Annotated in this window: 18 protein-coding genes; 7 read left to right on the forward strand and 11 right to left on the reverse strand. The window is 41.3% G+C overall.

Annotation, left to right across the window (positions count from 1 at the left end):
- Positions 1-267 precede the first annotated feature (267 nt).
- On the forward strand, positions 268-1,557 hold the full coding sequence (locus tag DWW23_RS20995; protein ID WP_122355843.1) for a DUF1080 domain-containing protein: 1,290 nt from the start codon (positions 268-270) through the stop codon (positions 1,555-1,557).
- Positions 1,558-1,619: 62 nt separating this feature from the next.
- Here DWW23_RS20995 and DWW23_RS21000 read toward each other — a convergent pair whose 3' ends face one another.
- The 6 genes from DWW23_RS21000 to DWW23_RS21025 all read right to left on the reverse strand — a co-directional run bounded on the left by DWW23_RS21000 (position 1,620) and on the right by DWW23_RS21025 (position 11,731).
- On the reverse strand, positions 1,620-1,991 hold the full coding sequence (locus DWW23_RS21000; protein ID WP_122355845.1) for a Spy/CpxP family protein refolding chaperone: 372 nt from the start codon (positions 1,989-1,991) through the stop codon (positions 1,620-1,622).
- A gap of 104 nt (positions 1,992-2,095) precedes the next feature.
- A complete protein-coding gene (locus DWW23_RS21005; protein ID WP_122355847.1) occupies positions 2,096-3,691 on the reverse strand; it encodes a beta-N-acetylhexosaminidase in 1,596 nt (531 codons plus the stop codon).
- 243 nt (positions 3,692-3,934) lie between these two features.
- Positions 3,935-5,365 (reverse strand): FAD-dependent oxidoreductase, encoded by a 1,431-nt coding sequence (locus DWW23_RS21010; RefSeq protein ID WP_122355849.1) that lies wholly within the window; start codon positions 5,363-5,365, stop codon positions 3,935-3,937.
- A gap of 117 nt (positions 5,366-5,482) precedes the next feature.
- A complete protein-coding gene (locus DWW23_RS21015) occupies positions 5,483-7,138 on the reverse strand; it encodes a RagB/SusD family nutrient uptake outer membrane protein (RefSeq protein WP_122355851.1) in 1,656 nt (551 codons plus the stop codon).
- An 11-nt stretch (positions 7,139-7,149) separates the two neighbouring features.
- Positions 7,150-10,341 carry a TonB-dependent receptor gene (locus DWW23_RS21020; protein ID WP_158583218.1) on the reverse strand — a complete coding sequence of 1,064 codons (3,192 nt, stop codon included), beginning with the start codon at positions 10,339-10,341 and terminating at the stop codon, positions 7,150-7,152.
- A 331-nt stretch (positions 10,342-10,672) separates the two neighbouring features.
- Positions 10,673-11,731 (reverse strand): FecR family protein, encoded by a 1,059-nt coding sequence (locus tag DWW23_RS21025; protein ID WP_122355855.1) that lies wholly within the window; start codon positions 11,729-11,731, stop codon positions 10,673-10,675.
- Positions 11,732-11,896: 165 nt separating this feature from the next.
- On the opposite strand from DWW23_RS21025, the gene DWW23_RS21030 reads away from it, so the two are divergent.
- Both DWW23_RS21030 and DWW23_RS21035 read left to right on the forward strand, forming a co-directional pair.
- Positions 11,897-12,460, forward strand: a complete 564-nt coding sequence (locus DWW23_RS21030) for an RNA polymerase sigma-70 factor (RefSeq protein WP_122355857.1) — start codon at positions 11,897-11,899, stop codon at positions 12,458-12,460.
- A 320-nt stretch (positions 12,461-12,780) separates the two neighbouring features.
- A complete protein-coding gene (locus DWW23_RS21035; protein ID WP_122355859.1) occupies positions 12,781-15,588 on the forward strand; it encodes a TonB-dependent receptor in 2,808 nt (935 codons plus the stop codon).
- Between the two features lie 188 nt (positions 15,589-15,776).
- On the opposite strand, the gene DWW23_RS21040 is transcribed toward DWW23_RS21035, so the two are convergent.
- Together DWW23_RS21040 and DWW23_RS21045 are read right to left on the reverse strand one after the other, a co-directional pair.
- A complete protein-coding gene (locus DWW23_RS21040) occupies positions 15,777-17,063 on the reverse strand; it encodes a Gfo/Idh/MocA family protein (protein WP_122355861.1) in 1,287 nt (428 codons plus the stop codon).
- A gap of 107 nt (positions 17,064-17,170) precedes the next feature.
- Positions 17,171-17,764 carry a rhomboid family intramembrane serine protease gene (locus DWW23_RS21045; protein WP_122355863.1) on the reverse strand — a complete coding sequence of 198 codons (594 nt, stop codon included), beginning with the start codon at positions 17,762-17,764 and terminating at the stop codon, positions 17,171-17,173.
- A 97-nt stretch (positions 17,765-17,861) separates the two neighbouring features.
- On the opposite strand from DWW23_RS21045, the gene cls reads away from it, so the two are divergent.
- Entirely contained in the window at positions 17,862-19,301 is a 1,440-nt protein-coding gene (cls, locus tag DWW23_RS21050; protein WP_122355865.1) for a cardiolipin synthase, read from the forward strand.
- On the opposite strand, the gene rsmD is transcribed toward cls, so the two are convergent.
- Genes rsmD through DWW23_RS21065 form a run of 3 tightly spaced genes read right to left on the reverse strand, consistent with a single transcriptional unit; the run spans position 19,298 to position 21,298 of the window.
- Complete coding sequence (gene rsmD / locus DWW23_RS21055) at positions 19,298-19,846, reverse strand: 16S rRNA (guanine(966)-N(2))-methyltransferase RsmD (protein ID WP_122355867.1); 549 nt, start codon at positions 19,844-19,846, stop codon at positions 19,298-19,300. The genes cls and rsmD overlap by 4 nt on opposite strands.
- The gene (locus tag DWW23_RS21060) at positions 19,834-20,661 is read right to left on the reverse strand and encodes a DUF3822 family protein (protein ID WP_122355868.1); all 828 of its coding nucleotides are present in this window, start codon (positions 20,659-20,661) and stop codon (positions 19,834-19,836) included. The genes rsmD and DWW23_RS21060 overlap by 13 nt, the downstream gene beginning before the upstream one ends.
- A 10-nt stretch (positions 20,662-20,671) precedes the next feature.
- A complete protein-coding gene (locus tag DWW23_RS21065; protein ID WP_122355870.1) occupies positions 20,672-21,298 on the reverse strand; it encodes a hypothetical protein in 627 nt (208 codons plus the stop codon).
- 94 nt (positions 21,299-21,392) lie between these two features.
- Between DWW23_RS21065 and DWW23_RS21070 the strand changes: the two genes are divergently transcribed.
- The 3 genes from DWW23_RS21070 (at position 21,393) to rsmI (ending at position 24,543) form a co-directional block, all read left to right on the forward strand.
- Positions 21,393-22,808, forward strand: coding sequence for an ATP-dependent RecD-like DNA helicase (locus tag DWW23_RS21070; protein WP_122355872.1), 1,416 nt, complete (start codon positions 21,393-21,395; stop codon positions 22,806-22,808).
- Positions 22,809-22,918: 110 nt separating this feature from the next.
- The gene (locus DWW23_RS21075; RefSeq protein WP_122355874.1) at positions 22,919-23,746 is read left to right on the forward strand and encodes a hypothetical protein; all 828 of its coding nucleotides are present in this window, start codon (positions 22,919-22,921) and stop codon (positions 23,744-23,746) included.
- A gap of 92 nt (positions 23,747-23,838) precedes the next feature.
- On the forward strand, positions 23,839-24,543 hold the full coding sequence (rsmI, locus tag DWW23_RS21080; protein WP_122355876.1) for a 16S rRNA (cytidine(1402)-2'-O)-methyltransferase: 705 nt from the start codon (positions 23,839-23,841) through the stop codon (positions 24,541-24,543).
- Positions 24,544-24,554 lie beyond the last annotated feature (11 nt).

Genomic DNA, 24,554 nt, shown 5'->3' on the forward strand with positions numbered 1-24,554 from the left:
TTGTTTTTAGTAATAAATGTTTTATCTGTAAACTACTTTCAGTAAAGGTCACACCTCCCTTACTTCCTTTCTTTTGACAATTATCAAACGAATAAAGCACAATCATCAAACGAAAGGAACACATATGTCATTTATTCATTTGATATATATCAAACGAATAAGTCTACAGTAAGTTAATGAGATTTCAATACATTTTTTAAAGATTTTGCATAGGAAGTTTTCCTATCTTTGTCGCTATATCATTATCAATTAAAACTTAATTCTAAAATGGAATCAGTAGTGAAAAGAGTAGCTGCAACAAGTTTGTTAGCCTCTTGTGCAGTATCATTAGCACTGTTTACCTCTTGCGCAGGTGCAGAACAAAACACGCTTACTCCCGAAGAGGTAGCCGATGGATGGCAACTTCTTTTCGACGGAAAAACACTCGACGGTTGGAAAGATTACAACGGAACAACCCTCACACAGCCATGGCATGTTGTTGACGGATGCATCCAGGCTAAAGGTGACGGCAGTGATGCCAGCGGTTATATTGTAACCGATAAACAGTATGAAAATTTCGAATTGTCATGGGACTGGAAACTGTCGAAGGGTGGCAACAGCGGTATGCTTTACCATGTTGTCGAACGTCCTCAGTTCGCCGTACCTTATGTTACAGGTCCGGAATATCAGCTGATCGATGAACCGAACTTCCCGGAACCTCTGGAAGAATGGCAAAAACTGGGCGTAGACTACGCAATGCATCTGCCTGACAAATCCAAAATGAAGGTTAACCCGCAAGGTGAATGGAACAATTCTAAAATCGTATTTGATAATGGTCATGTAGAACATTGGCTGAATGGCCAGAAAATTCTGGAATTCGAAGCATGGACCGACGATTGGTATGAAAAGAAAAACAGTGGAAAGTGGGCGAATGCTCCCGAATATGGTTTAGCTAAAAAAGGCGTCCTTTGCTTACAGGATCATGGTTATCCTGCATCTTTCCGTAATATAAAGATCAAAGAACTTCCCCGCAAAAGCAAAGAAGTGAATCTGTTCAACGGAGTCGACCTAAAAGGTTGGGAAGCATACGGTACTGAATTATGGTATGTAAAAGACGGTTTGCTGATTTGTGAAAGCGGTCCGGATAAAAAATACGGTTACCTGGCTACACGTGACTATTATGATGATTTCGACCTGACAGTTGAATTCAAACAGGAAGCAGACGGAAACTCTGGCGTATTTATCCGTTCTTTCATTGAAGAAGATGTAAAAGTGAACGGATGGCAGGTTGAAGTAGCTCCTAAAGGTCATGACACCGGTGGTATCTACGAATCATACGGTCGCGGATGGTTGATTCAGATTCCGGATGAAAAAGAAACGATCCTGAAAGAAGGCGACTGGAACACCATGCGTATCAAAGTTCAGGGTGATAATGTACAAACCTGGTTGAACGGCGAAGAAATGGTTAACATCAACGATGAGAAAATCGGTGCCGGACAAGGCCGCATCGCTTTACAAATCCACGATGGTGGCGGCATTAAAGTATTATGGCGTAACCTGAAATTGAAAACGTTATAATCCCGTAATAACAAACAAAAAAATCCCCGGTAGAATGTTCTGCCGGGGATTTTTTACTTTTATCATTTACGTCCATGTCCTTTTTTACGAGAGCTATCCGCTTTTTTCTGTTTCTCCTGATATTGTTTGTACTGTTCGTCCGTCAGGATCTTCTTTATCTGAGCGTCTTTTTCAGTACGCATAGCTATCATTTTTTCCCGCATCTTTTCACGGTCTTCCTTGACAGACTCACGTTCCTTCTTCATCTGCTCTCTAAAATCAGCTTCCACCTTACGAAACTCTGCAGCCTGTTTATCATCGAGTTTCAGATCCTCGATCATTTTTTCACTACGTTTGGAAGGATCTCCCTCCTTTCCCTGGCGATTACCGCCCTGTGCAAAAACTGTTGCAGAACTAATCAGGATAACCAAAAACAATCCTATTACCTTCTTCATAAACTATACTTATTACTTAAATTAATATTTAACTGTTTGTGAAGCGCTTCGATATAATAGACTTTGTTACATGGAAATAGTTTAATCACTTTGAAAAATATTTTTTACTCAACCGGTCCGATCACCAGTCCTTCTGTCGTCCATTTATTGATAAAATGGCTGAGAGAATTCAGGAAGCGGTTGAAATCTTTCTTCTCTGTGCCGGTCCATCCTGTTTCGGCATAGGCCGCAATACGCGGATAAATTTTCTGATTCATACTTTCAACAGTCGGAATAAATTCACCCCACATCTGGCAACCCAACCCCAACACTCTACTTTGTTCTTCCGGAGATAATCCTTCCGGTACCGGATTGAATAAATAGGCTTTTGACAACGGGATCGATTTATAATCATAATCGATATAAGTATATATATGATATGAATTTACAACATCATATCCTTTGTCGATCGTTTTTTTGATCAAGGCAGAATCTCCTTTCCAGAAATGAACGATAGTACCTTTTGCCAACTGCTGCTCAACATCTTTTGTATCTTCTGCAGACTGGTATTCATGCAATTTATCACCAGTAATTTCATTCCAGCCCATCATTCTCTTTCCTTTGGCCGCAAGCATATTGGACACCTCATTCGTAAAATAGATCTGTAGTTCTGCAGGTGTTTTCAAACCTTTCTTAGCCATATAGTTACGTATGGCTGGAGATTCTTTCCACTGGTTATATTTTACTTCATCACCACCTATATGAAACACAGGGCTAGGGAATAAAGCAATAACTTCGTTCGTTACATCATCAAGAAATTCCATCACACGAGGATCGGAGACATTCAAAACCTCATAATGAACACCAAACTTTCCTGGTACTTTGATCTGCTTTCCACTTGTTCCCAACCAAGGGTAAGAAGCAATAGCAGCACTGGCATGTCCCGGCATACTGACTTCCGGAACAATAGTAATATGTCGTTTGGATGCATAATCAACAATTTCCTTTATATCTTCCTGTGTATAGAAACCTCCATGTCGTTTTCCATCGTACACATCGCTTCCAAAATGATTGATTTCCGAAGAATCGCGGAAAGCACCTATCTCTGTCAACTTCGGATATTTCTTGATTTCAATTCTCCATCCCTGATCGTTGGTAAGATGCCAGTGGAAAACATTCATTTTCAATCCGGCCATTTCATCCAACAGGTCTTTCACCACTTCTTTCCCTTTAAAATAACGTCCTTCATCCAACATAAAAGCGCGCCAGGAAAAAGCCGGATAGTCAGAGACAATTGCTCTCTGAACCAGATATTTACCGTCTTTCTCTTTGATTATTTGACGCAGTGTCTGCACACCATTTAAAATACCGGTTGCAGAATTAGCCTTGATATTTACCTTGCCGGAAGTAACTTCCAACTGATATCCTTCCGGTTTATCTGGTAAAACTGTCGGATCAAGCATCAGGTTAATATCCCCTTTTCCTGTATCTTTAAGGGTTGCATCCACCGAAAAGTCAGAAGAAAGAGCTGCTTGTAACAATTGAGCTTCATTGTTTAAATCACCGGAATAAAAAATAGCCGGATGAGCACTCATCTTAAAAAAACCCGGTGTATAACTGATCTCCTGAGGTTGCGGAATAATCGCATACTCTTCAACGGGTGGAGCCTGGCAGGCACAAAGGATAAGAAAACACAAATAGGTCAGAATGTTTGTTTTCATGTACTTCAGATTTATAAATTAGATATAAGATATTGTAAAAAAACAAATTACAAAGTAATATGATAAAAACAAAATACACAAACTTATATTTCAAAAAAACAGCTAAATAAAAGCGACAGGGTTCAGGATGTATATCTAAACCCTGTATTCTACTTCATATTCCAATCTGCATTAAAAAAGGAAAGCGACAGTTCCTGCAAAAAAGATATAAACTAAAAGCTTTAGTAAGGCTAAAAATTCAACTTAAATAATGATAGAGCCTCCTTTTTTTAATTCATCTCTTACATCTCCACTGGAAACGTCTCTGATCCTTTTTTGTCGATGCAATGCCAAATAAGAAGTAACTCCCGCAGCTTCACCAACCTGGTTCATATTTACCATAACTCTTATACCTGAATAGGCTATAATTGCAGCATCCAACATTCTGCCGGCAACCATCAAATTCTCATGTTTCTCCGGGATTATCGAACGAAGCGGTATCTGATAGAAAGTCGGATCAACCTCCATTTCCTTCCGCCAACGACTTTTCTGATCTGCGACTCCAGGTCTTACATAAACCTCTGAACCATCAAGATATCTAAAAGTCAATCCTGGCTTATCCTGATGATGGATATCCAAACGATAACTACCATTTGCTATTGCATCTTCAAAATGTTTACCATACATTGCATCTTCATCACTAATCTGATAGAGACATTTTATATGCCTTGTTTCCCGTATTCCAATATAAGAAGGTAATGCGACCAACCCCGGCAGATTTTCTTTGGTTCCATATTTTCTCAACATATCCATAATTGCCCGGATCTGCCTTCTTCCTTCAATTTCTGCTTTTGTCAAATCATCCGCCACAGAGCAATCGGCCTTATATACCCGAGTCCCAGCAAGCATGTAAACATTCGTATTAGGCAGTGTTGCCCCCCAGACAAATCCATCCGGAATATTGAATTCAGCAGCATGCATTTTCAACAGTTTATCAAATTCTCTGGAATTCCAGCCTTCAAAACATGCACAAGTCGTAGGGGGCTGTAACAAATCAAAAACATAAGATTTTAAACCTAAGCGATAGCATAAGTCACCATCTCCTGTTGCATCTATAAAATATTTCGCTTTAATGATCCCTCTCCCGGACTTATTATCGACAATCACCCCGATTAACTGACCATCTTCATCCAGGCATGGCTCTGAAAAAAGTGTATGTAAATAGGGATGAATACCTGTTTCCAACACTAATTCATCCAACTCTATTTTTAACTCTTGCGAATTAAATGTATACGCTGAACTTGGATTTGAACTGACATTTACCGCATCACGTGTAGCCAGGCGATCCAATACTTCTTTCGTCAATCCGGCTATTATTTGCTGTTTGCCTTCCGTATCATATAATGAATGCCATATATTTACTAAAGAACTGGTTGCAACACCACCAAATGCATTCTGTTTTTCAACAATAGCAACAGATGCACCTAAGCGTGCCGCTCTAACTCCTGCAAAAACCCCTGTACAACTACCTCCCAATATACAGATGTCAACCTCATCGATTACCGGTAAATTCACCCGTGTACTTTTTATTTCTCCACCATGTTCCATACAGGAAGAAAAAGGAGCCATGATCCCAAGACCAACACTTCCGACCCAAATATTATTTAGAAACGTTCTTCTGGAATGTATTTTCATATCTATATTTTATTAATTGTTTTTTATTCAATTTATTTTCATAAACCAGTACCGGATGAGTATCCCACCTAAATACTTCAGGTGGTACTCACCACGGATAAATTTCTCCAAACGAAACTAATAACCGCTATTCTGTGTCAGATTTTTGTTAACATCCCGTTCTGCCTGGGGAATTGGCCACAAATAATCTACATTCTCCCTGAAAAATGTTTCTTCACAAAAATAATAGCCATCTGCATTGACAGGCACTTTCGTATAACCAGGTGCATCTTTTTTAGAACAGATCTTCATGCCATGAAAACGTCCTTTAAGTAATATATGAGCTGTACGCCACCGGAACAAATCAAACAGTCTTAGACCTTCCCAAGCCAATTCCACACGTCTTTCACGTCTCAGGATAGTGGTCAACTTATCCGGGTTTGTTTCCGTAACAGGAGGCATTTTTATTTCTTCGCGACCTCTGACACGGTTTATTGTCTCATCCAATAAATTCTGCGTTATAGGTGTTCCAGACTCTATATTCGCTTCCAGATAACTCAACAAAACTTCTGCATAACGAATCATTGGAAAATCGCAACCATACACATTCAGATTTCCATTATAATCTTCATCACAAAATTTACGAACCATATAACCGCTCCACTGACGTCTTGTCAATTGATCCTGATAAACGTTCGGGGATGAATCAGGATGGGCAATATATAATATATTTTTAAAGACGGATATATTATCTACAAATATTGTTTTCAGTAATCTCGGATCACGATTTTCATAGGGTTTCTCCGGATCGAACAATGGAGATTCTTTAACAGGCAAACCATCTATACATTCAAAATCTTCTACCAATTCATTATACGGACTGTAATGATGATATCCTCCCCAGGTAAACCCTAGACAACTTAACAAGATGGAATTCCCATATATATCCGGCATTCTTTTACTTACCAACAAGAACTCTTTACTGTTCTCACCCTTTTCAATAAAAAGATCGCTGAAACGTGCATCTATGCTATAGATCCCCAGATCTATAACTTGTTTATAAACATTTTTCGCATCTTCCCATCTTTTTTCTGCCAAAAAGACTCTTCCCAAAATAGCCAGAGCCGCCCCTTTCGTTATTCTGCCATAATCTTTATCCGGGCGCGTCACCGGTAAATTAGGAATTGCCGATTGTAACTCCTCTATTACAAATTTGATAACATTTTCACGACTATCACGAAACGCACTATTAGCTTCATCCACCGTTAATACTTTAGTAACCAAAGGAACATCACTCCACAAAAACGCCAGCCAGAAATAATCGTAAGCCCTTATCGTTTTGACTTCAGCTTTCATTTCTTCCAGCTTATTTACATCCATTTCAACATTATCAATATTCTCAAGGAAATTATTACATTTCGTAATTTTGATATAAGTAGTTGTCCACAAATCCATTACTGGCTGATAAGATGCTGCTAAATCACCATTATTAAAATCTGTGACACCGTTGTCCTTTTCAAAACCATTATCTGTGGTAGCCTCAAACAATCTTAAATAAGCATCCTGATTCCATAAGTCAAAAGATTGTTTTGCATTGGTTCCTGTCAACTTATTTTGTTGATATACTCCTGTTAAAGCTAACAAAGCATCCCCTTCTGTTTTCCAGAAAGTACTATTAGACAAACTATCCAGCGGATATTTGTTTAATAAACTATCACACCCTGTTAGTATAACGACAGAAAAGCTCAAAAAAGCGATTACAAATATATATTTACTTACACAACTCTTTTTCATATTGTTTCAAATTAGAATGTTACACTAATACCTGCCATAAAATCCCTAACAGCCGGATACATAGAAGTTCTTTCCGGATCCCATCCTTCCAAAAAATTATGAAAAGTGGCCAGATTTTTTACACTTGCATAAACCCTCAGATTTGACATACCCAAAGATTGAATCATTGCAGAAGGGAATGTATATCCGATTTGTATATCATTTATCCGAAAGAAAGACGCATTAATAACTCTGTATGTAGATTTATAAAATTGTTGTTCTCCTCCCCCAACAACCAGTAACCGGGGATAAGTCGCATCATGATTATCTTTAGTCCATCGTCCCTTTATCATCCATTCCTGCGGATTGGATCCACGGTAAAAGGCATTTCCCTGATAACTTTCTTCTCCTCCGACAAAGCGGTCCATTCCTCCTACTCCATTCATATTAAGTAAGAAATCGACATTTTTATACTGAGCATTGATATTAAAACCAAAATTAAACTTAGGAAACTGGGTTCCTATTATCTGCCTGTCATAGTCAGCATTAACAATACCATCGGGTACACCATCCGGGCCACTTATATCGACCAACTTTAAATCCCCAGGTTTAGCAGTCCGGGGTTGCTTGGCATAATTATCTATCTCTTCCTGGCTATTGAAAAAACCATCAACAACATAGCCATAAATCGAATTTAAAGAATGACCGACAAAAAGTCCTCCGGCAATATCCTTTTCCACATTAGCCAGTTTATCCACACGATTTTTCACATAAGACACATTTGCCGCAACTCCATAAGAAAAAGCCCCTATAACATTTCTATGCTGAACTGAAAAGTCGACACCTTTATTAATTACAGTTCCTGCATTTTGTACAGACGGAGTCATTCCCAAGACCTTTGAAGCTGTTACATTATATAAAATATCAGATGTTTCTTTTATATAATAATCTGCAGTAAACGTTAGTTTATTGCTAAATAAGCCGAAATCTAGTCCGACGTTCATTACCTCTGTGGATTCCCAGGTAATATCCGTACTTGGAACATCTACAGCAGCAGCACCAGGCCATAACTCTTCCGAAACACCAAACGGAGCATTAATACCCAGAGCTATTACTTGTTGATAAGGATAATCTCCAATATTCTGATTACCTAATTTACCCCAGGAAGCTCTCAATTTCAAATTGTTTATAACCGGTATATTGAAAAAATTCTCTTGCGATATAATCCATCCACCAGAAACAGACGGAAAAAAACCCCACCTGTTCTTTTTGGGGAACCTTGAAGATGCATCATACCTGGCACTGACTTCCAAAAGGTATCTATCCAGGAATGAATAATTCAATCTTCCGAAAAAAGAGGCCAAAGCCCACTCCGATGCAGAACCGGCATTTTGCTGGTTAGAAGCCGAACCTGCATTCAGTTCATATAAAGTATTACTGGGAAAATTATCGCGAAAAGCTTCAACCCAATCGTTTTTATTACTTTCCTGAGAATACCCTAAAAGAGCATGAAACAAATGAGAATTTACAGACCAGTCATAATCCAAATATGCCTGCAATGTTAAAAGAGTATTCCGTGCCTTACGTATCCTGAGATCGGAAGGAGAAGCAGTCAGATATTGATCTATCACCAATGTAGGCCTGAATCTTTTGTAGTCGGAAGCCGAATAATCATACCCTGCCACTCCCGTCAGTTTTAAATCCTTCAATATATTCCATTCTATATTGGCACTTGCAATAACATCTACATCATCATTCTTAATAAAAGATTCACTGTCCATCCAACCTTCAATTGTAAATCCCGTCTGATTACCATAATAACCATCCGAACGTTTCCCGGCTATTGTATTCGGAACCTTTATGGCGTAGCTTATCAAGCCTTCAACTCCCTCAGGAGGATTACTGTCAACAGCCGTTGGCTGGTTACTATCCCCTTTCTGTCCAGAAAATTTCACATTTACTTTAAAATTATCTCTTAGTTTGCTGCTTGCATTAAACATTACATTATAACGTTGATAATTTGTTTCTGCAACAATACCTTTTTGATTAAGATAACTCAGAGAAAACATATAAGAATTCTTTTCTGTTCCTCCCGTCAAACCTAAATAATGATTGGTCTGAAAACCACTTCCGGAATTTATCAGGTCGTCATAATGCCTTTTATTGGGATAATTATCCGGATCTTCCCCTGATTTAAATTTAGCAATTTCATCTGCCGTATATTGAGGACTTCCTCCTCCATTTATCAATGCCTCATTGTACATTTCTGCATAGACCCAGGAATCCACTATCTTAGGAGTCTCCGATGGACGGGAAAAACCGAAATTACCCTGATAAGTGATTCGGGCTTTTCCTTCTTTCCCCTTTTTCGTTTCAATTAATATAACACCATTGGCTGCTCTGGTTCCATATATAGAAGCTGATGCTGCATCTTTTAAAACAGAAATACTCTCTATATCATTCGCATTCACATTGTCCAATGAAGAAGACAACCCGTCAACCAATACTAATGGAGAGTTTCCTGCACTACTGAAAGTCCCCAATCCACGGATCGTTACAGAAGACTGATCGGCCCCCGGTTGTCCGGATCCTTGTGTAACATTTATACCGCTAACCATTCCCGATAACAATTGAGAGGTTTGTGTCACTTTCAATTTTCCAATCTCTTTCGTGCTTAATGCCGAGACGGACCCTGTTAAGTTGACTTTTTTCTGTGTGCCGAATCCCACAACCACAACTTCATCCAAGTTAGTCGAATCTTCCTGTAAATCAACATTGATCACATCCTTATTACTGACTGTAATATCTTGAGACATATAGCCTATATAAGAAACAGACAATATATCGGACGATGAGACTTCCAGAGAGAACCTGCCATCTATATCAGTAACCGTTCCATTTGTTGAACCTTTCACCAAGACATTCACTCCGATAACAGGTTCGCCCGTACTTTTATCTTTAACTATCCCTGTTATCTTCCGCCTATCCTGTAAAGTTCCGGTAGCTTCATCTGCCGAAAGGATAATATCCTTATCCACGACCTTATAAGCAACATTTGAATTTTGAAATATCTGATCTAGGATTGTAAAAACAGATTTATCTTTTACGTTTACCGAAACTGTTCGATGAATATCGATAATCTTGCTGTTATAAAAGAAATGAAAATCAGTTTGCGTTTCAATCTCTTCCAATACATCAAAAACAGTCCGATTAGTCATATTCATTGAAAGTATAGCCTTTTGTGCATATGAGTTCGATGCCCAAGCTAATCCGATTGACAAAAAAAGCAATAGACTGGTTAACTTCATGATTCTCGTGATTTTAGATTGTAATATAAAGGCACTAATATTCCCTTTATATTGGAAATAATAAATCTTTACCATACTTTTGCAGTGATTTAAGATTAAAAAAAATTGTTTGTAGTCTCTAAAGACCTTTCGAATTTTCATACGGGAATATGTTACCAGCATATTTCCGTATGTTTTCAATAAGGTTTACAATAATTAGGTATTACTTCATAGGCATATATATTAAATTAAACATTCAGATTTAACACTATCTCATTTTCTTCAGGATGACAGTCTCATTTTGAATACCCGAACTATCATCCGATGTCATTTGCTTAATTGTATAATCGATTTGCGAAGAAATTTTCAAATAATCCAATATTTGCGACAATAGCTTATTTTCAAATGTTCCGGTAAAACGGTAAGTATTGATTACGGAATCCTTTACATCAAACCTTACATTATAAAAATAAGATAACTTCTTCAATACCTGTGGTATCGGCATGTCTTTAAACATCAAACGCCCCTCTTTCCAAGCTGTATCGTACTCCGTATTTACGGTGGCAATAGAAACAGAACCAGAAGAAATGTCATAGACTGCCCTCTCTGATGGTTTTAGTTTAATATTAGACACTATATCGCCTTTCCTTACAGTTTCTATATTTACAGAACCGCAAACTAATGTCGTTTGTACTATATTCTCATTTTTATAAGACTGCAAGTTAAACTCCGTTCCCAGCACTTTAACCCGCATCCGGTCATTAGCCACACTTACTATAAACGGTTGCTCCGGGTTATGCACAACTTTAAAATAAGCCTCCCCCGTAAGTGTTACCCGCCTCTCCTTTTTATCATAATGCAACGGATAGGAAAGTACACTTCCCGAATTCAAATAAGCAACGGTTCCATCCGGCAAGTTAAAATGAGTACGCATACCTGCATTAGCCTGGACTGTTACGATCTGTGTTTCACCTCCAATTTCCTTTTGTTTCCAATAAGATATTGCAGTAGATAAGATCAATACACCCAAAAAACAGGCAGCTACCAGATAAGCACGATCTATCCAGTACTTTCTCTGTGAAAGTTTAATACGCCTTTTCACTTTACTAAAAGCATCCAGCGGATTACGGGATGCTATCCTTTCTTTTGTGCGAAGAGCATGATCTATCGCAGCCAACTGCAACAAAACATTTTCCCTGTCTTCATCATCCCTTAACCAATCGTCAACCCGGATTCTTTCCTCTTCCGAAGCTGTTTCCGATATATATTTCAAGAGAACTGTTTCGTCTGGTTCATTACTGATAATATGTCTATTTTCTTTTTCCATTCTATACATACGACAAAACTTGAGGCACAGTACCCTAAACTCATGTTCCACTTTTTTTCAAAAAAAGTAATCAGTAAATCATATAAAATATTTTGTATGTATAAAGAAACAATTTACATTTGCTTATAGATTTGAAATACCACAACAGACAAACAATCCAACTCCATGAATGATGATCAGATTCTGAATTTACTACAAAATAATGATGAAAATGCTTATAAACAGCTTTTTCTAAAATATTATTCACCTTTATGCGAATATGCCTCCCAGTATATTTCCGATGAAGATTCTGAAGAGTTAGTGCAGGATCTGATGCTGTTTATTTGGGAGACACGCAAAAGTTTAATTATCGGAACATCTCTCAAATCATATCTCTTCATCTCAACCAAACACAGATGCCTGAATGCCATCAAAAAGAACTTATACCACGAACGGATACATAATAAAATATATGACAAACTTAAAGATCAGTTTGAAGATCCTGATTACTATTTTATAAACGAACTAACAGAGCACATAAACAAAGCTATAAAAGAATTACCGGTAACTTATCGGGATACTTTCGCCTTAAGCCGTTTCGGAGAACTTACCAATAACCAAATAGCCAATAAACTTGGCGTATCCGTCAAAACGGTTGAATACCGTATCTCCCAATCCTTGAAAATCCTCCGTGTCAAACTGAAAGATTATCTCCCTCTTCTTTCTTTTTTATTTGGATTTCCTTCCTGATAGATCCCTAAGGATTTTGTTTTCTTCCGCAGAAAAACTGTTGCCGACAGTGTCGGCAATATTGTCGACAACGTCAGCAAAATTGTCGACAGCGTCGGCAAAGCTGTCGAGGACGTCGGCAACAGATAACCCCGGCAACTAAATCAATATACATAAGGATAATTACGAACAAATATACGGCAGTATTCAACGAAGTTTTTGTTAATAAAAACAAAATCAACACATAGTTTTTTAAACTTAATCATATTCCTGAAGTCTATCTTCTCGTACCGGAAACCAGTCCGGTACACTATTTGTTTTATACAGATAATATATTAGTTATGAAATCGGGAAGATACTTATTATGGTTATTTTTTATTCTTTTTTCGTTGCCGGCAGTTGCACAGCGGGGAGGAGTTGATGTCACTGGAACAGTGGTAGAAGAGGGGAACAACGAGCCGATCGAACAGGCCACAGTCCGCTTATTGAATGTAAAAGACAGTACAATGATCGGAGGTGTGGCCAGTTCGCGCAACGGGAACTTCACTTTAAAAGGAATTAAAGCCGGTAGTTATTTACTGCACGTCAGCTTCGTCGGTTTCGATCCTTTATACCAGCCGATACGTATCACAGGAAAGACAGACCCGGTCAAGTTAGGGAAACTGGCACTGAGCGACGGAGCTATCCAGCTGGGAGAAGCTGTCGTGATCGGTAAAGCACCCGAAGTAGTGGTACGAAACGATACCGTCGAATATAATGCGGATTCTTATAAAACGACCGAAGGAGCCGTACTGGAAGACTTATTGAAAAAGATGCCAGGTGTGGAAGTGGACAGTGAAGGAAAGATTACCGTCAACGGGAAAGAGATCAAGAAAGTCCTGATCGACGGGAAAGAGTTCTTCTCTGATGACCCGAAAGTCGCTTCTAAAAATCTTCCCTCTAAAATGGTTGAGAAAGTGCAGGTATTGGACCGTTTGAGCGACATGGCACGGATGACCGGATTTGACGACGGAGAGGAAGAAACCGTTATCAACCTGACCGTCAAGCCTGGAATGAAACAGGGATGGTTCGGAAATGCTTTTGCCGGATATGGCAGTGAGGACAGATATGAAGGGAACTTTATGGTCAATCGTTTCATTAACAACGATCAGTTCACGTTGATGGGAGGTTTGAACAATACGAATAATATGGGATTCTCGGATATTGCCTCCAACATGTTCTCCGGAATGGGAGGACGACGGGGCGGACGTATGGGAGGTGGAGGAGCCGGAAACGGTATCACGACTTCCGGAAATGTCGGCATGAACTTCAGCAAAGAGTTTAGCAAAAAACTGACATTGGGAGGTAACGTACGCTACTCGCATTCCGATAATGAGGCGGAAAGTAAGACAACCCGGACAAATATTCTACCGAACGACAGTTCGACTATTTATAATGAGATAAACAATAACAATACAAAAAGTGATAATGTCGGTGCCGACTTCCGTATGGAATGGAAACCGGATACCGCCACACAAATCATTTTCCAGCCGAGTTTCAGCTATAGTAACAGCCATAACCGGGAGTCCGGTTCATTCAACACGCTGACCAACCGGGGAGACACGGTCAATCTCGGAGAATCCGATTACCTATCCGACGGAGAGGGCTATAATATCAATGCCCGTTTGGAATTCAGCCGAAAGCTGAATAACGAAGGACGTGTGTTCAGTGGTTCATTAAACGGAGGGATAAGCGACTCTTATAACAAAGGTTTGAACTACTCCAATACGGAGTATTTCCTTGGGAACGAACAAAACGAGTTGATCGACCAACAATTCAGATACGATAATAAAGGATTCAATTACCGCGTTTATTTGTCATGGGTAGAACCGATCGGTCGTAATAATTTCATCCAGGCGACCTACAGTATCAGCCAGAACAAACAGGAATCATTGAAAAACTCATATACCAAAGAAGAAGGAAGCGAAGAGTACAATGTACTGGATACGGCATACAGCAAAAGTTACCGTAATAACTTTATAAATCAGCAAGCTAGTCTGGCATTCAAAGCTGTCCGCGAGAACTATGATTATACGATCGGTATGAATCTGGAGCCTTCGCATAGCGTAAGTGAAAACTTCGTCGGCGACTCTACCCTTTCCAAGCTGACACGTAATGTAGTTAATGTCTCCCCAATGGTCCGTTTCAACTATCGGTTTGACAAACGTACCAATCTGCGTATCAATTATCGAGGTCGCACCAGCCAGCCGAGTATGACTCAATTACAGCCGGTAGCCGATATATCCGATCCGTTGAATACCGTTACCGGTAATCCGGATCTGAAGCCGACTTATTCAAATAACCTGTCTGCCCGTTACCAGAAGTTCATTCCTAATAAACAGACTGCTTTCATGGTCATGTTGAATGCAAATTATGTGGTCAACGATATTGTTACCAAATCCATCTATGTCGGTGAAACAGGTAAAAAGATGACGACTTACGAGAATGTGAATGGAAACTACAATGGCAACGCACGTGTCATGTTCAACACTCCTTTGAAAAACAAGAAGTTTTCTATCAACTCCATGACAATGGCTTCATTCGCCAACTCTAACGGTTTCATCAACGATGAAAAGAACGTAAACAAGGATTTCACAGCCATGGAGCGTGCCGGTATTGATTTCCGTTCTGACTACCTCGACCTGGGGTTAAATGGGAACGTACGCTACAGAAGTACGAATAACTCTTTACAAAATCAAAATGATCAAAACACTTTCAACTATGGAGTCGGCGGGACAACCACTATTTACCTTCCGCTTGATTTTAAAATTGAAAGTGATATTACCTGGTCGAGTAACTCCGGTTATGCCGCCGGATACCAACAGAAAGAAGTTCTGTGGAATGCATCGGCCTCTAAATCCTTCCTGAAAGGCAATCAGGCAACCCTGCGTTTCAAAATATATGATATCCTGCAACAACGTAGTAATATTTCCCAAAGTGTAACAGCCAACTACACCCAATATTCGGAATACAACACGCTGAGCAGTTATTTCATGGTCCACTTTATCTATAGGTTCAGCATCTTTAAAGGCGGAGCTTCCGCCAACGATATGCGCGGACCGGGCGGTAGAGGGCATGGCGGTCCCGGAGGACCTCCCCCACGGTTCTAGCAATCGTAAAAACAGATATGCTCACAAACTATTAGGGGACGCAGATGACGCAGAAAACGCAGACTCTCGCAGATTTATATTAAAATTAATCTTTTCTGCGAGAGTCTGCGTTTTCTGCGTAGTCTGCGTCCCTTAATACAAATATAGGAACCAATCTTTAGCCCTTTTCCTATACATTATTATATATACTATACTTTCAGGCTATACGGTTCACGTATCGGATTTCCCCTCCGTTTATTGGCTTCGTCATCAAAGAAGAACTCTTCTTTTTCCGGATTCCATACCAGTTTACGGTCAAACTCATAACAAAGATTGACTATATGACAAAGGGAAGCCGTACGATGTCCTATCTCCACCGTGCTTAACGGTTGCTTACGGGTCTTCATCGCTGTGAGGAAATCATTATAGTGATCGTCACTCTTATACAGTTTGATCTTATCATCACCGATCACTTCATCCTGAAGTTTTGCCGGGATCGTATCCAGGAAACTACGGCTGATGTCGATCACTCCGTCCGAACCGATAAAGCGGACTGCATTCCCATCGGCTTTCCGGAAAGGTTCGTGTGTCATAATGGTTCCATTTGCATAACGCATGCTGAGCGGTCTCAGTTCACCTTCCTCGGGAGGAGTAAATTCGATCGGACCGGAATCGTCCATACCCAAAGCCCATTGTGCAATATCAAACATGTGAGCACCCCAGTCGCAAATCATACCACCGCCATATTCCCGGTAATTACGCCAGTTCGGGAACGTATTCCGTTCCATAGGGGGAGCCAGTTCCTCATTATACACGTTCATCGGAGCCGGACCGATCCACATATCCCAGTTCAGCGTCTTGGGGACCGGTTGTGCCGGAAGATCATATTTTACAGGAGGAGGTCCGATAGAGACTTTGACCTCTTTGATCTCACCGATATAGCCATTACGAACCAATTCGCAGGCATGGCGGAAGTTACGCCATGAACGTTGCATGTTACCGACCTGCAGTACGCGGTTATATTTCGCAACTGCATCCGCCATAGCACGTCCTTCTTCGATACTATGAGACATCGGCTTTTCCACATACACGTCTTTACCGGCACGGCAAGCTTCGATAGTCTGAACAGCATGCCAATGATCCGGAGTGGCAATAATCACTCCGTCTATGTCGCTACGATTCAGCAATTCATGGTAGTCGGCATACAGTTTAAAACCTTTATATGCCTGCCCTTTTGCCTTTTCGGTCTCTTTTTCAACAATCGCCTGCATGGCATTCAGCTGACGGGATTCACAATCGGATGCTGCGATCAGGTTAGCTCTACGGGCAAATTCCGGAGCAAGTGTCCAACGTCCTTGTGCCCCGCAACCGATAATCCCGAGATTGATCTGGTCGCTGGGAGCAACGAAATTCGTTCCTCCTAAAATGTGACGGGGTAAAATAGTGAAGCCTGCAATTGCCAATGCTCCACTTCTGATGAAGTTTCGTCTTTTCATTATGTCTGTCTTATGGTATTAGAGAAATTGAGATATTTCTACAAATCTATAAATAATACCCTACAAAACAAACACTTGAACACGATTATATACAGAAAATATCTCGATCAGAAGTGCGACAGAAAGGCTTTTATCAACGAAGGATTAAGTAAAGCCGGGTACAGGAAACCATAGACTGCCCCGTAAAAATGGGCATTGTGGTTGATATTGTCCCCTGCACGTTTAGCCATATATTGACAATAAGCCAGATAAACCACTCCAAAGATAATTCCCGGCACAGGAATGATCGCAAACAACAAAATTTTGCTCCAGGGATCAAATAATATGTAGGAGAACAACACTGCCGACACCGCACCCGATGCTCCGATAGACACATAATAAGGATCGTTATGATGCTTGATCAGGTCATAAAGGGAGGCAAAAATCATTCCACCGAAATAAAGTCCGAGAAATCCCCATGTTCCGAAACCAAGGTAACCGAATACTTTTTCTATATAAGTACCGAACGACCAGAATGTAAACATATTGACCAGCAGATGCGTCATGTCTGCATGAACGAAACCGTGAGTAATCAATCGGTACCATTCATTATTCTTCACCGTACGATAGGGGATCAACGCCAGTTTACGAAATAATTCCGCATTATTGAAACAGAGATAAGAAACTAATACGGTTATACCGATAATAATATATGTAATCATCTTCTTTCTTTTGATATATCCGGCAAATGTAGTAAAGATTTGTTATTTACAAATTACCTTACTACCTTTATCAACTTGTAACAAAGTATAAAAAAGCATGCTGGCTGCCATACATATACAATGGGTTGCAGGGGTAATATTCATCATATTGTACTCCATCACCATACTGGGGTTGGTTCTGGTTATCATTGCAGAGAACAGGAATCCTTTAAAAACCATCCCCTGGGTCATTGTATTATTACTGGCTCCCGGCATCGGATTACTCTTTTATTTCTTCTTCGGACAGGACAACAGGAAGCAACGTATCATCTCACGCCGAACCTACAAACGTATCATGAAACGCCCGCAGGAAGGTAAGCTCCCACAGGATGCCTGTACAGTCCCCGAGCCGTACCAACCGTTGGTCACCCTGCTGAATAACAACAACCAGTCTTCCCTGCTTTACGGAAGTGAGATTAAAATCTATACGAACGGGACAGACAAATTCAAGGATCTGCTACAAGATATCCTGGGAGCAACCCACCATATCCATATCCAATATTACATCTTTTGCGACGATGAAGTCGGGACTCGTTTCAAGAATGCCTTGATCGCAAAGGCGAAAGAAGGTGTCCAGGTACGGTTATTATATGATGATGTTGGCTGCTGGAATGTAAAGAACAGTTTCTTTAATGAAATGCAGGAAGCAGGTATCGAAGTACATGCCTTCCTGAAGGTAGCTTTCCCAGTCTTCACCAGCAAAGTCAATTACCGTAACCACCGGAAAATCGTTGTCATCGACGGAGAAATCGGTTATATGGGAGGCATGAATATAGCCGACCGCTATGAGAATGGAACGGAATGGGGCATCTGGCGCGACACCCATTTCAGGATAATCGGGAAAGGTGTACACGGCCTCCAGTCCGCTTTCCTGATCGACTGGTATGTTGTCAGCAAAAATCTTCTGAATGACAAGATTTTTTATCCGCCAGCAAAGATCTATAATGAGGACAACATTATGCAGATAGTAACCAGCGGTCCGGTCGGCCAATGGCGTACGCTGCTTCAGGCATATATCTTTGCCATAGCAAATGCCAAGAAATACATCTACATACAAACACCTTACTTCCTTCCGACCGAGGGGTTGAACCAAGCATTGCTGATCGCAGCACTGGGAGGCATCGACGTACGCCTTATGCTGCCCAAACGTTCAGATACCCGTACGGCTAACATGGCGACACATTCTTTTATAGACGAAATGGTAAAAGCAGGAGTGAAAGTATACTTCTATGAGCCGGGCTTCCTGCATTCCAAATTAATGATCACCGACGATGCGCTAACCTGCATCGGATCGGCTAACATGGATTTCCGCAGTTTCGAGCATAATTTTGAAATAAACGCATTCGTATATCAGCCCTCTTTCGCCATACAGATGAAACGGGTATTCCTGCACGACATGCACAGTTGCGAACGGCTGATCCCTTCGCGCTGGCTGAAACGTCCTGTCAAACAACGACTCACCGAGTCGTTCATGCGCCTGTTCTCCCCGCTTCTTTAAGCCTTTTCTTCTTTGATAAAAATACTGAAATTAACGGAGCCATAAACACGTTGCTGATCGAAATAAGGAAGATGGGAGAAATCATTCGTTTTCGGATGTTCCATTACGAATATGCCCCCGTCACGCAACAGGTCGCGTTCAAAGACCAGTTCAGGCACTTCCGGCAGTTCCTTCAGCGCATAAGGCGGATCGGCAAAAATAAAATCGAAACTCTGTTTCGGAGCCGAATGCAGATAGCGGAACACATCGCCACGGATCAGATGGAGAGATTCGGTCTTCAGTTCTTTTGCGACCTTTGCAATGAAAGAAGCGTGTGCATTATTCTTCTCCACAGCGGTAACACTTTTACACTCTCTTGAAAGCAATTCAAACGAGATACTCCCTGTTCCGGCAAATAAATCCAGTGCATCAGTCCCTTCCAGATCGGTAAGGTTATTGATCACATTAAAGAGGTTCTCTTTTGCAAAGTCGGTAGTCGGCCGTGCACTGAAAGAAGACGGCACGTCAAAACGTCTACGACCATATATTCCGCTTATAATTCGCATACAGATAAAGCTATTAAATCCAATGGGGCCTGAACGACTTCGGCTCCCAACAAGTAAGCATCCGACGGTATCTCTGCCGGACTGATATATTGTATATAATTGCGTAACGTAGTCGTTATACTGTTACGCAGGGAAACACCTCCATAGATATGAAGCTGATCCTTTTCCTGATCCATACCGACCTGTTTCCATACATATAATATATAGTACAGGATATCGTCAGGCTTATCATACTCAAAAGTGTTCACAAAAAGCAATCTCCCCTGGGCAAAACAAACCACATCCATCATCTTCCGGTGGAGCACCACATACATTTGGCGGGGGATCAACGTCCGGCTTTGTTGCTTCCACAAAGCCAGCTGGGGCGTAATATGATGGACAAAAGAGGGATTGATCAGTGAACGGGAACAGAACTCATACACCTCTTCATCCATTCCGAACACCACTTCCGCAGCTTCACGTGCCAACAGATTATGCAGGCATTTATTCTCCGGAGCAGAAAAAGTAAACGATAACAGATCGTTTTTCTGCTTTTCTGTAAAGACTTCTTCCGGCACCACCGTATATTGCGATGTCACATAGACCAGGTTTGTCCGCTTATATGAATAAGTAAGAAACTCATGTCCGAAGAAAAACTCTTTCAACGAAGAGATATAAGGCTTCGTCCGGTCGAACTCCATGTTCCTGTAAAAGAAACTTTCGCTCTCCGAAGGGCAGTATCCTGAAAAAGAAAGTCCATCCGACCTAAGCCGGATGGACATTATGTATTTTCCAGAATTATCAGCAGTCAACGTATCAGGGATACTGATAGCCATAAGCAATCGATTATTCCCAGTTACCTGCGTTGTTATTAATTTCAGTCAGTGAACCGACACGTAAGCCCGGATATTTTTCCAGCTTTTCGGCTTTATCCTTCAGGTTCACAACCAACTGTTTGTCGAGGTCACCCAGATAATCGTCATACTTAACGCCTGCTTCAAATACTTTTACAGTATAACCTGAACCGGAAGTCAGAGTTGCTGTATCCATAGAGAACTTCACGCTTGTTCCCGGAACATTTGCCAAATCGTCTACATTGTAGCTTTTACCGAACAATGTATCTTTTGCTACAACCCAAATAGTATCACGTCTGATCAAACCTTTCTTCACAGCTTCCTTCTCAGTCATACCTTTTTCCAACTGCTCGTCAGTCAAAACACCTTCTTTGATCAAGAACGGAAGTTTGTCATCCTTCAGGAACTTAACCAAGTCGTTGAAACTACCTGCATGCGTTTTGTACACATTCTTATACTCGATCTGAGCTTTACGGATATCGATCAGACGAGCCTTGATAGCATTTTCACGCGCATCCTTTTGTTCATTGAATTCAATCGGCGTCATAATGCTTCTATAGCACATGTAAACTAGCAGGAGAACTGCAGCAGCTAATAAAATCTTTAATGTAACTTTCATGGTTTGTATTGTTTTTTTGAATTTATTTCGTTCGGCAAATTTAAAAAAGAATATTTAATACACTACCTTTATCACCAAAATTATTGCAATCAAAATGATAAATAGTTATTTAAGCCGCCAAATTACACAAAATTTTCCACATAATCCTACTGAAGACCAGTTTTCTGCCCTGAAAACACTCACGGATTTTCTGCTTTCGACGGAATCAGACACACTTTTGTTGCTGAAAGGGTACGCCGGAACGGGAAAAACATCGTTGGTCGGCGCCCTGGTCAAAACCCTGACCGAACTGAAGCAAAAAACGTTTTTGCTCGCCCCCACCGGTAGGGCAGCCAAAGTATTTTCTAACTATTCCGGCCAGAAAGCATTTACGATCCATAAAAAAATATACCGCCAGAAGGCCTTCTCCAATGAGCCTACCGGATTCATGCCGACTGATAATTTACATAAAGATACGTTATTTATTGTTGATGAAGCGTCCATGATATCGAACGACGGTTTAGACTCGATCTCTTTCGGTACGGGACGGTTACTCGATGACCTGATACAATATGTTTACTCGGGAGAAAACTGCCGGTTGATCCTGATGGGCGACGTGGCACAGCTACCGCCGGTCATGCAGACGGAAAGCCCGGCACTGAACCCGGAAATACTCAGGGGATACAATCTGCAGGTACAGGAAATCGTCCTGACACAAGTTGTCAGACAAAGCGGGGATTCAGGTATATTACTCAATGCCACCCGTTTACGGGATGCACTGCGTAACAACGAAGTCGAGATATATCCCAAACTCCACCTGAAAGATTTTACAGACTTCCGAAAGATCAACGGGGATGAACTGATCGAAGAAATATCAGCGGCCTATAGCCGTGACGGGATAGAAGACACAATGATCATTACCCGCTCCAACAAACGAGCTACGATCTACAATAACGGGATACGCAACCGTATCCTATACAGAGAAGAAGAATTATCATCGGGCGACCGGCTGATGGTCGCCAAGAATAACTATTTCTGGACCAACGATTGCAAAGAAATGGATTTTATTGCCAATGGCGAGATCGTCCAGGTTGTCCGTGTAAAACGGACAACCGAACTCTATGGTTTCCGCTTTGCCGACGTTACCGTCCGTTTTCAGGATTACGACCTCGAACTGGATATAAAAATCCTGCTCGACACCTTGCAGACCGATTCGCCAGCCCTGCCTAAGGAGCTTAACGACAAGTTGTTCTATACGATCCTCGAAGACTACGATGACATTCCAACCAAGGCGGGTAAAATGAAAAAGATGAAAGCCGATCCGCACTATAATGTCGTACAGGTGAAATATGCTTATGCCATCACCTGCCATAAAGCACAGGGCGGACAGTGGATGAACGTCTTCCTCGATATCGGCTATATGACGGAAGAAATGCTGGGAGAAGATTTCTACCGATGGCTGTACACCGCTTTCACCCGTGCCACCCACCGACTGTATTTAGTTAATTTACCGGATGAATTTGTTGAGTGACAGCACACTTTTTTACATATTAAGTACGTTACATAAATAAAATAGTTATTTTTGTTGCAATATAAACCGGGGCGTTGTTATTACACTCCCCGTTAAGCATAAATTCAGAAATGGCAAATAAAGAAAAAATAGATTATCTGTTACTTGACATCAAGGAACTTGAGACGTTGATTGCCGGTATGCGCGATGCAGAGGTATATCCGGTGTCCTTCTTTAGCCAGACGTTCAATCTGACACATAAAATACTGAATGACCTTCATTCGCTGGAAACGGCACAGATTGAAATGTTACGTAAACAAATGGAAGCCCATCAGGCATTGATCCAGTCGCTGCCCAATCCGGCCGCGACAACGATCCCGGTTCCCGAAACGGAAATAAAAGAAGAACCGGTTGCAGAAACTGTGATCATTCCGGAACCGGAAGTTGCACCAACCAGGAAAGTCATCATCGAGCAACAAGAGATTATTCCGGAAGAAAAGATAGAGGAAAAAGTGGTTATCGAACAAGCGGAGGTCCATCAACCGGAAATAGTGACACCGGAACCGATTACCGCCGTACAGCCGGAGCAGGTACAACCTGAATCCGTACAACCGGCCCCCAGGTTATCTGAACCGGCACAGGCAACCGAACACAAAATACAGCTCGAGACACCTCACAAAACAGTTGTGGCAGACAAACAAGGGGTTTTCCTCAGCGACATACTGGAAAAAAAGAATCTGTCTGACTTCCGCAAGGCTTTCAGCCTGAACGACCGCTTCCGCTTCCGCCGCGAGCTGTTCGGTGGCAATGAAGATAAAATGAACAAAGCGATTACCGACCTCAACGATATTCATTCGTACGAGGAGTCGGTAACCTATCTGAATAACGAACTGAAATGGAATATTGAGGATGAAGCCGTAGCCGATTTCCTCAAATTGTTGGAGAAACGATTCCTTTAATCAGTTGACAGCTGACAAGTAACAGTTGACAGTTTTAAGGACTGTATTTTAACTGTCACTTGACAACTGTCGACTGTCAACTAAAAAAGATTATGGCAAAGTTAACAGTTGTACCGACTCCCGTAGGAAACCTGGAAGATATGACCTTCCGGGCCATCCGCGTGTTGAAGGAAGCCGACCTGATCCTGGCCGAAGACACACGTACTACCGGTATCCTGCTGAAACATTTTGAGATACAGAACAAAATGCAGTCGCACCATAAGTTCAACGAACACAAGACGGTGGAACAGATCGCCTCCCGTATCAAAGGAGGTGAGAACATAGCCCTTGTGTCGGATGCCGGAACGCCCGCCATCTCCGATCCCGGCTTTATGCTGGTCAGGGAATGTGTACGACAAGGCGTCGACGTGGAATGTTTGCCGGGAGCAACCGCATTTGTTCCGGCACTGGTAGCCTCCGGGTTACCGAACGAGAAATTCTGTTTCGAAGGATTCCTTCCCCAGAAGAAAGGTCGTCAGACCCGCTTGAAGGAACTGTCCGTCGAATACAGGACCCTTATTTTTTACGAATCCCCTTTCCGGTTGGTAAAGACGCTTACCCAACTAGCCGAATTCTTCGGGACCGACCGACAAGTATCCGTGTCACGCGAAATATCCAAGCTGCACGAAGAGACTGTCCGCGGAACCCTGGAAGAGGTTATAGCACACTTTACCGTGAACGAACCGAGGGGTGAGATTGTTATAGTATTAGCAGGCTTAAAAGATAAAAAGGAAAAAGAGACAGAAAAAGATGTTTAACTCAAAAAACA

The sequence above is a fragment of the Parabacteroides sp. AF14-59 genome (assembly GCF_003479515.1).
GTDB classification, from domain to species: Bacteria; Bacteroidota; Bacteroidia; order Bacteroidales; family Tannerellaceae; genus Parabacteroides; species Parabacteroides faecis.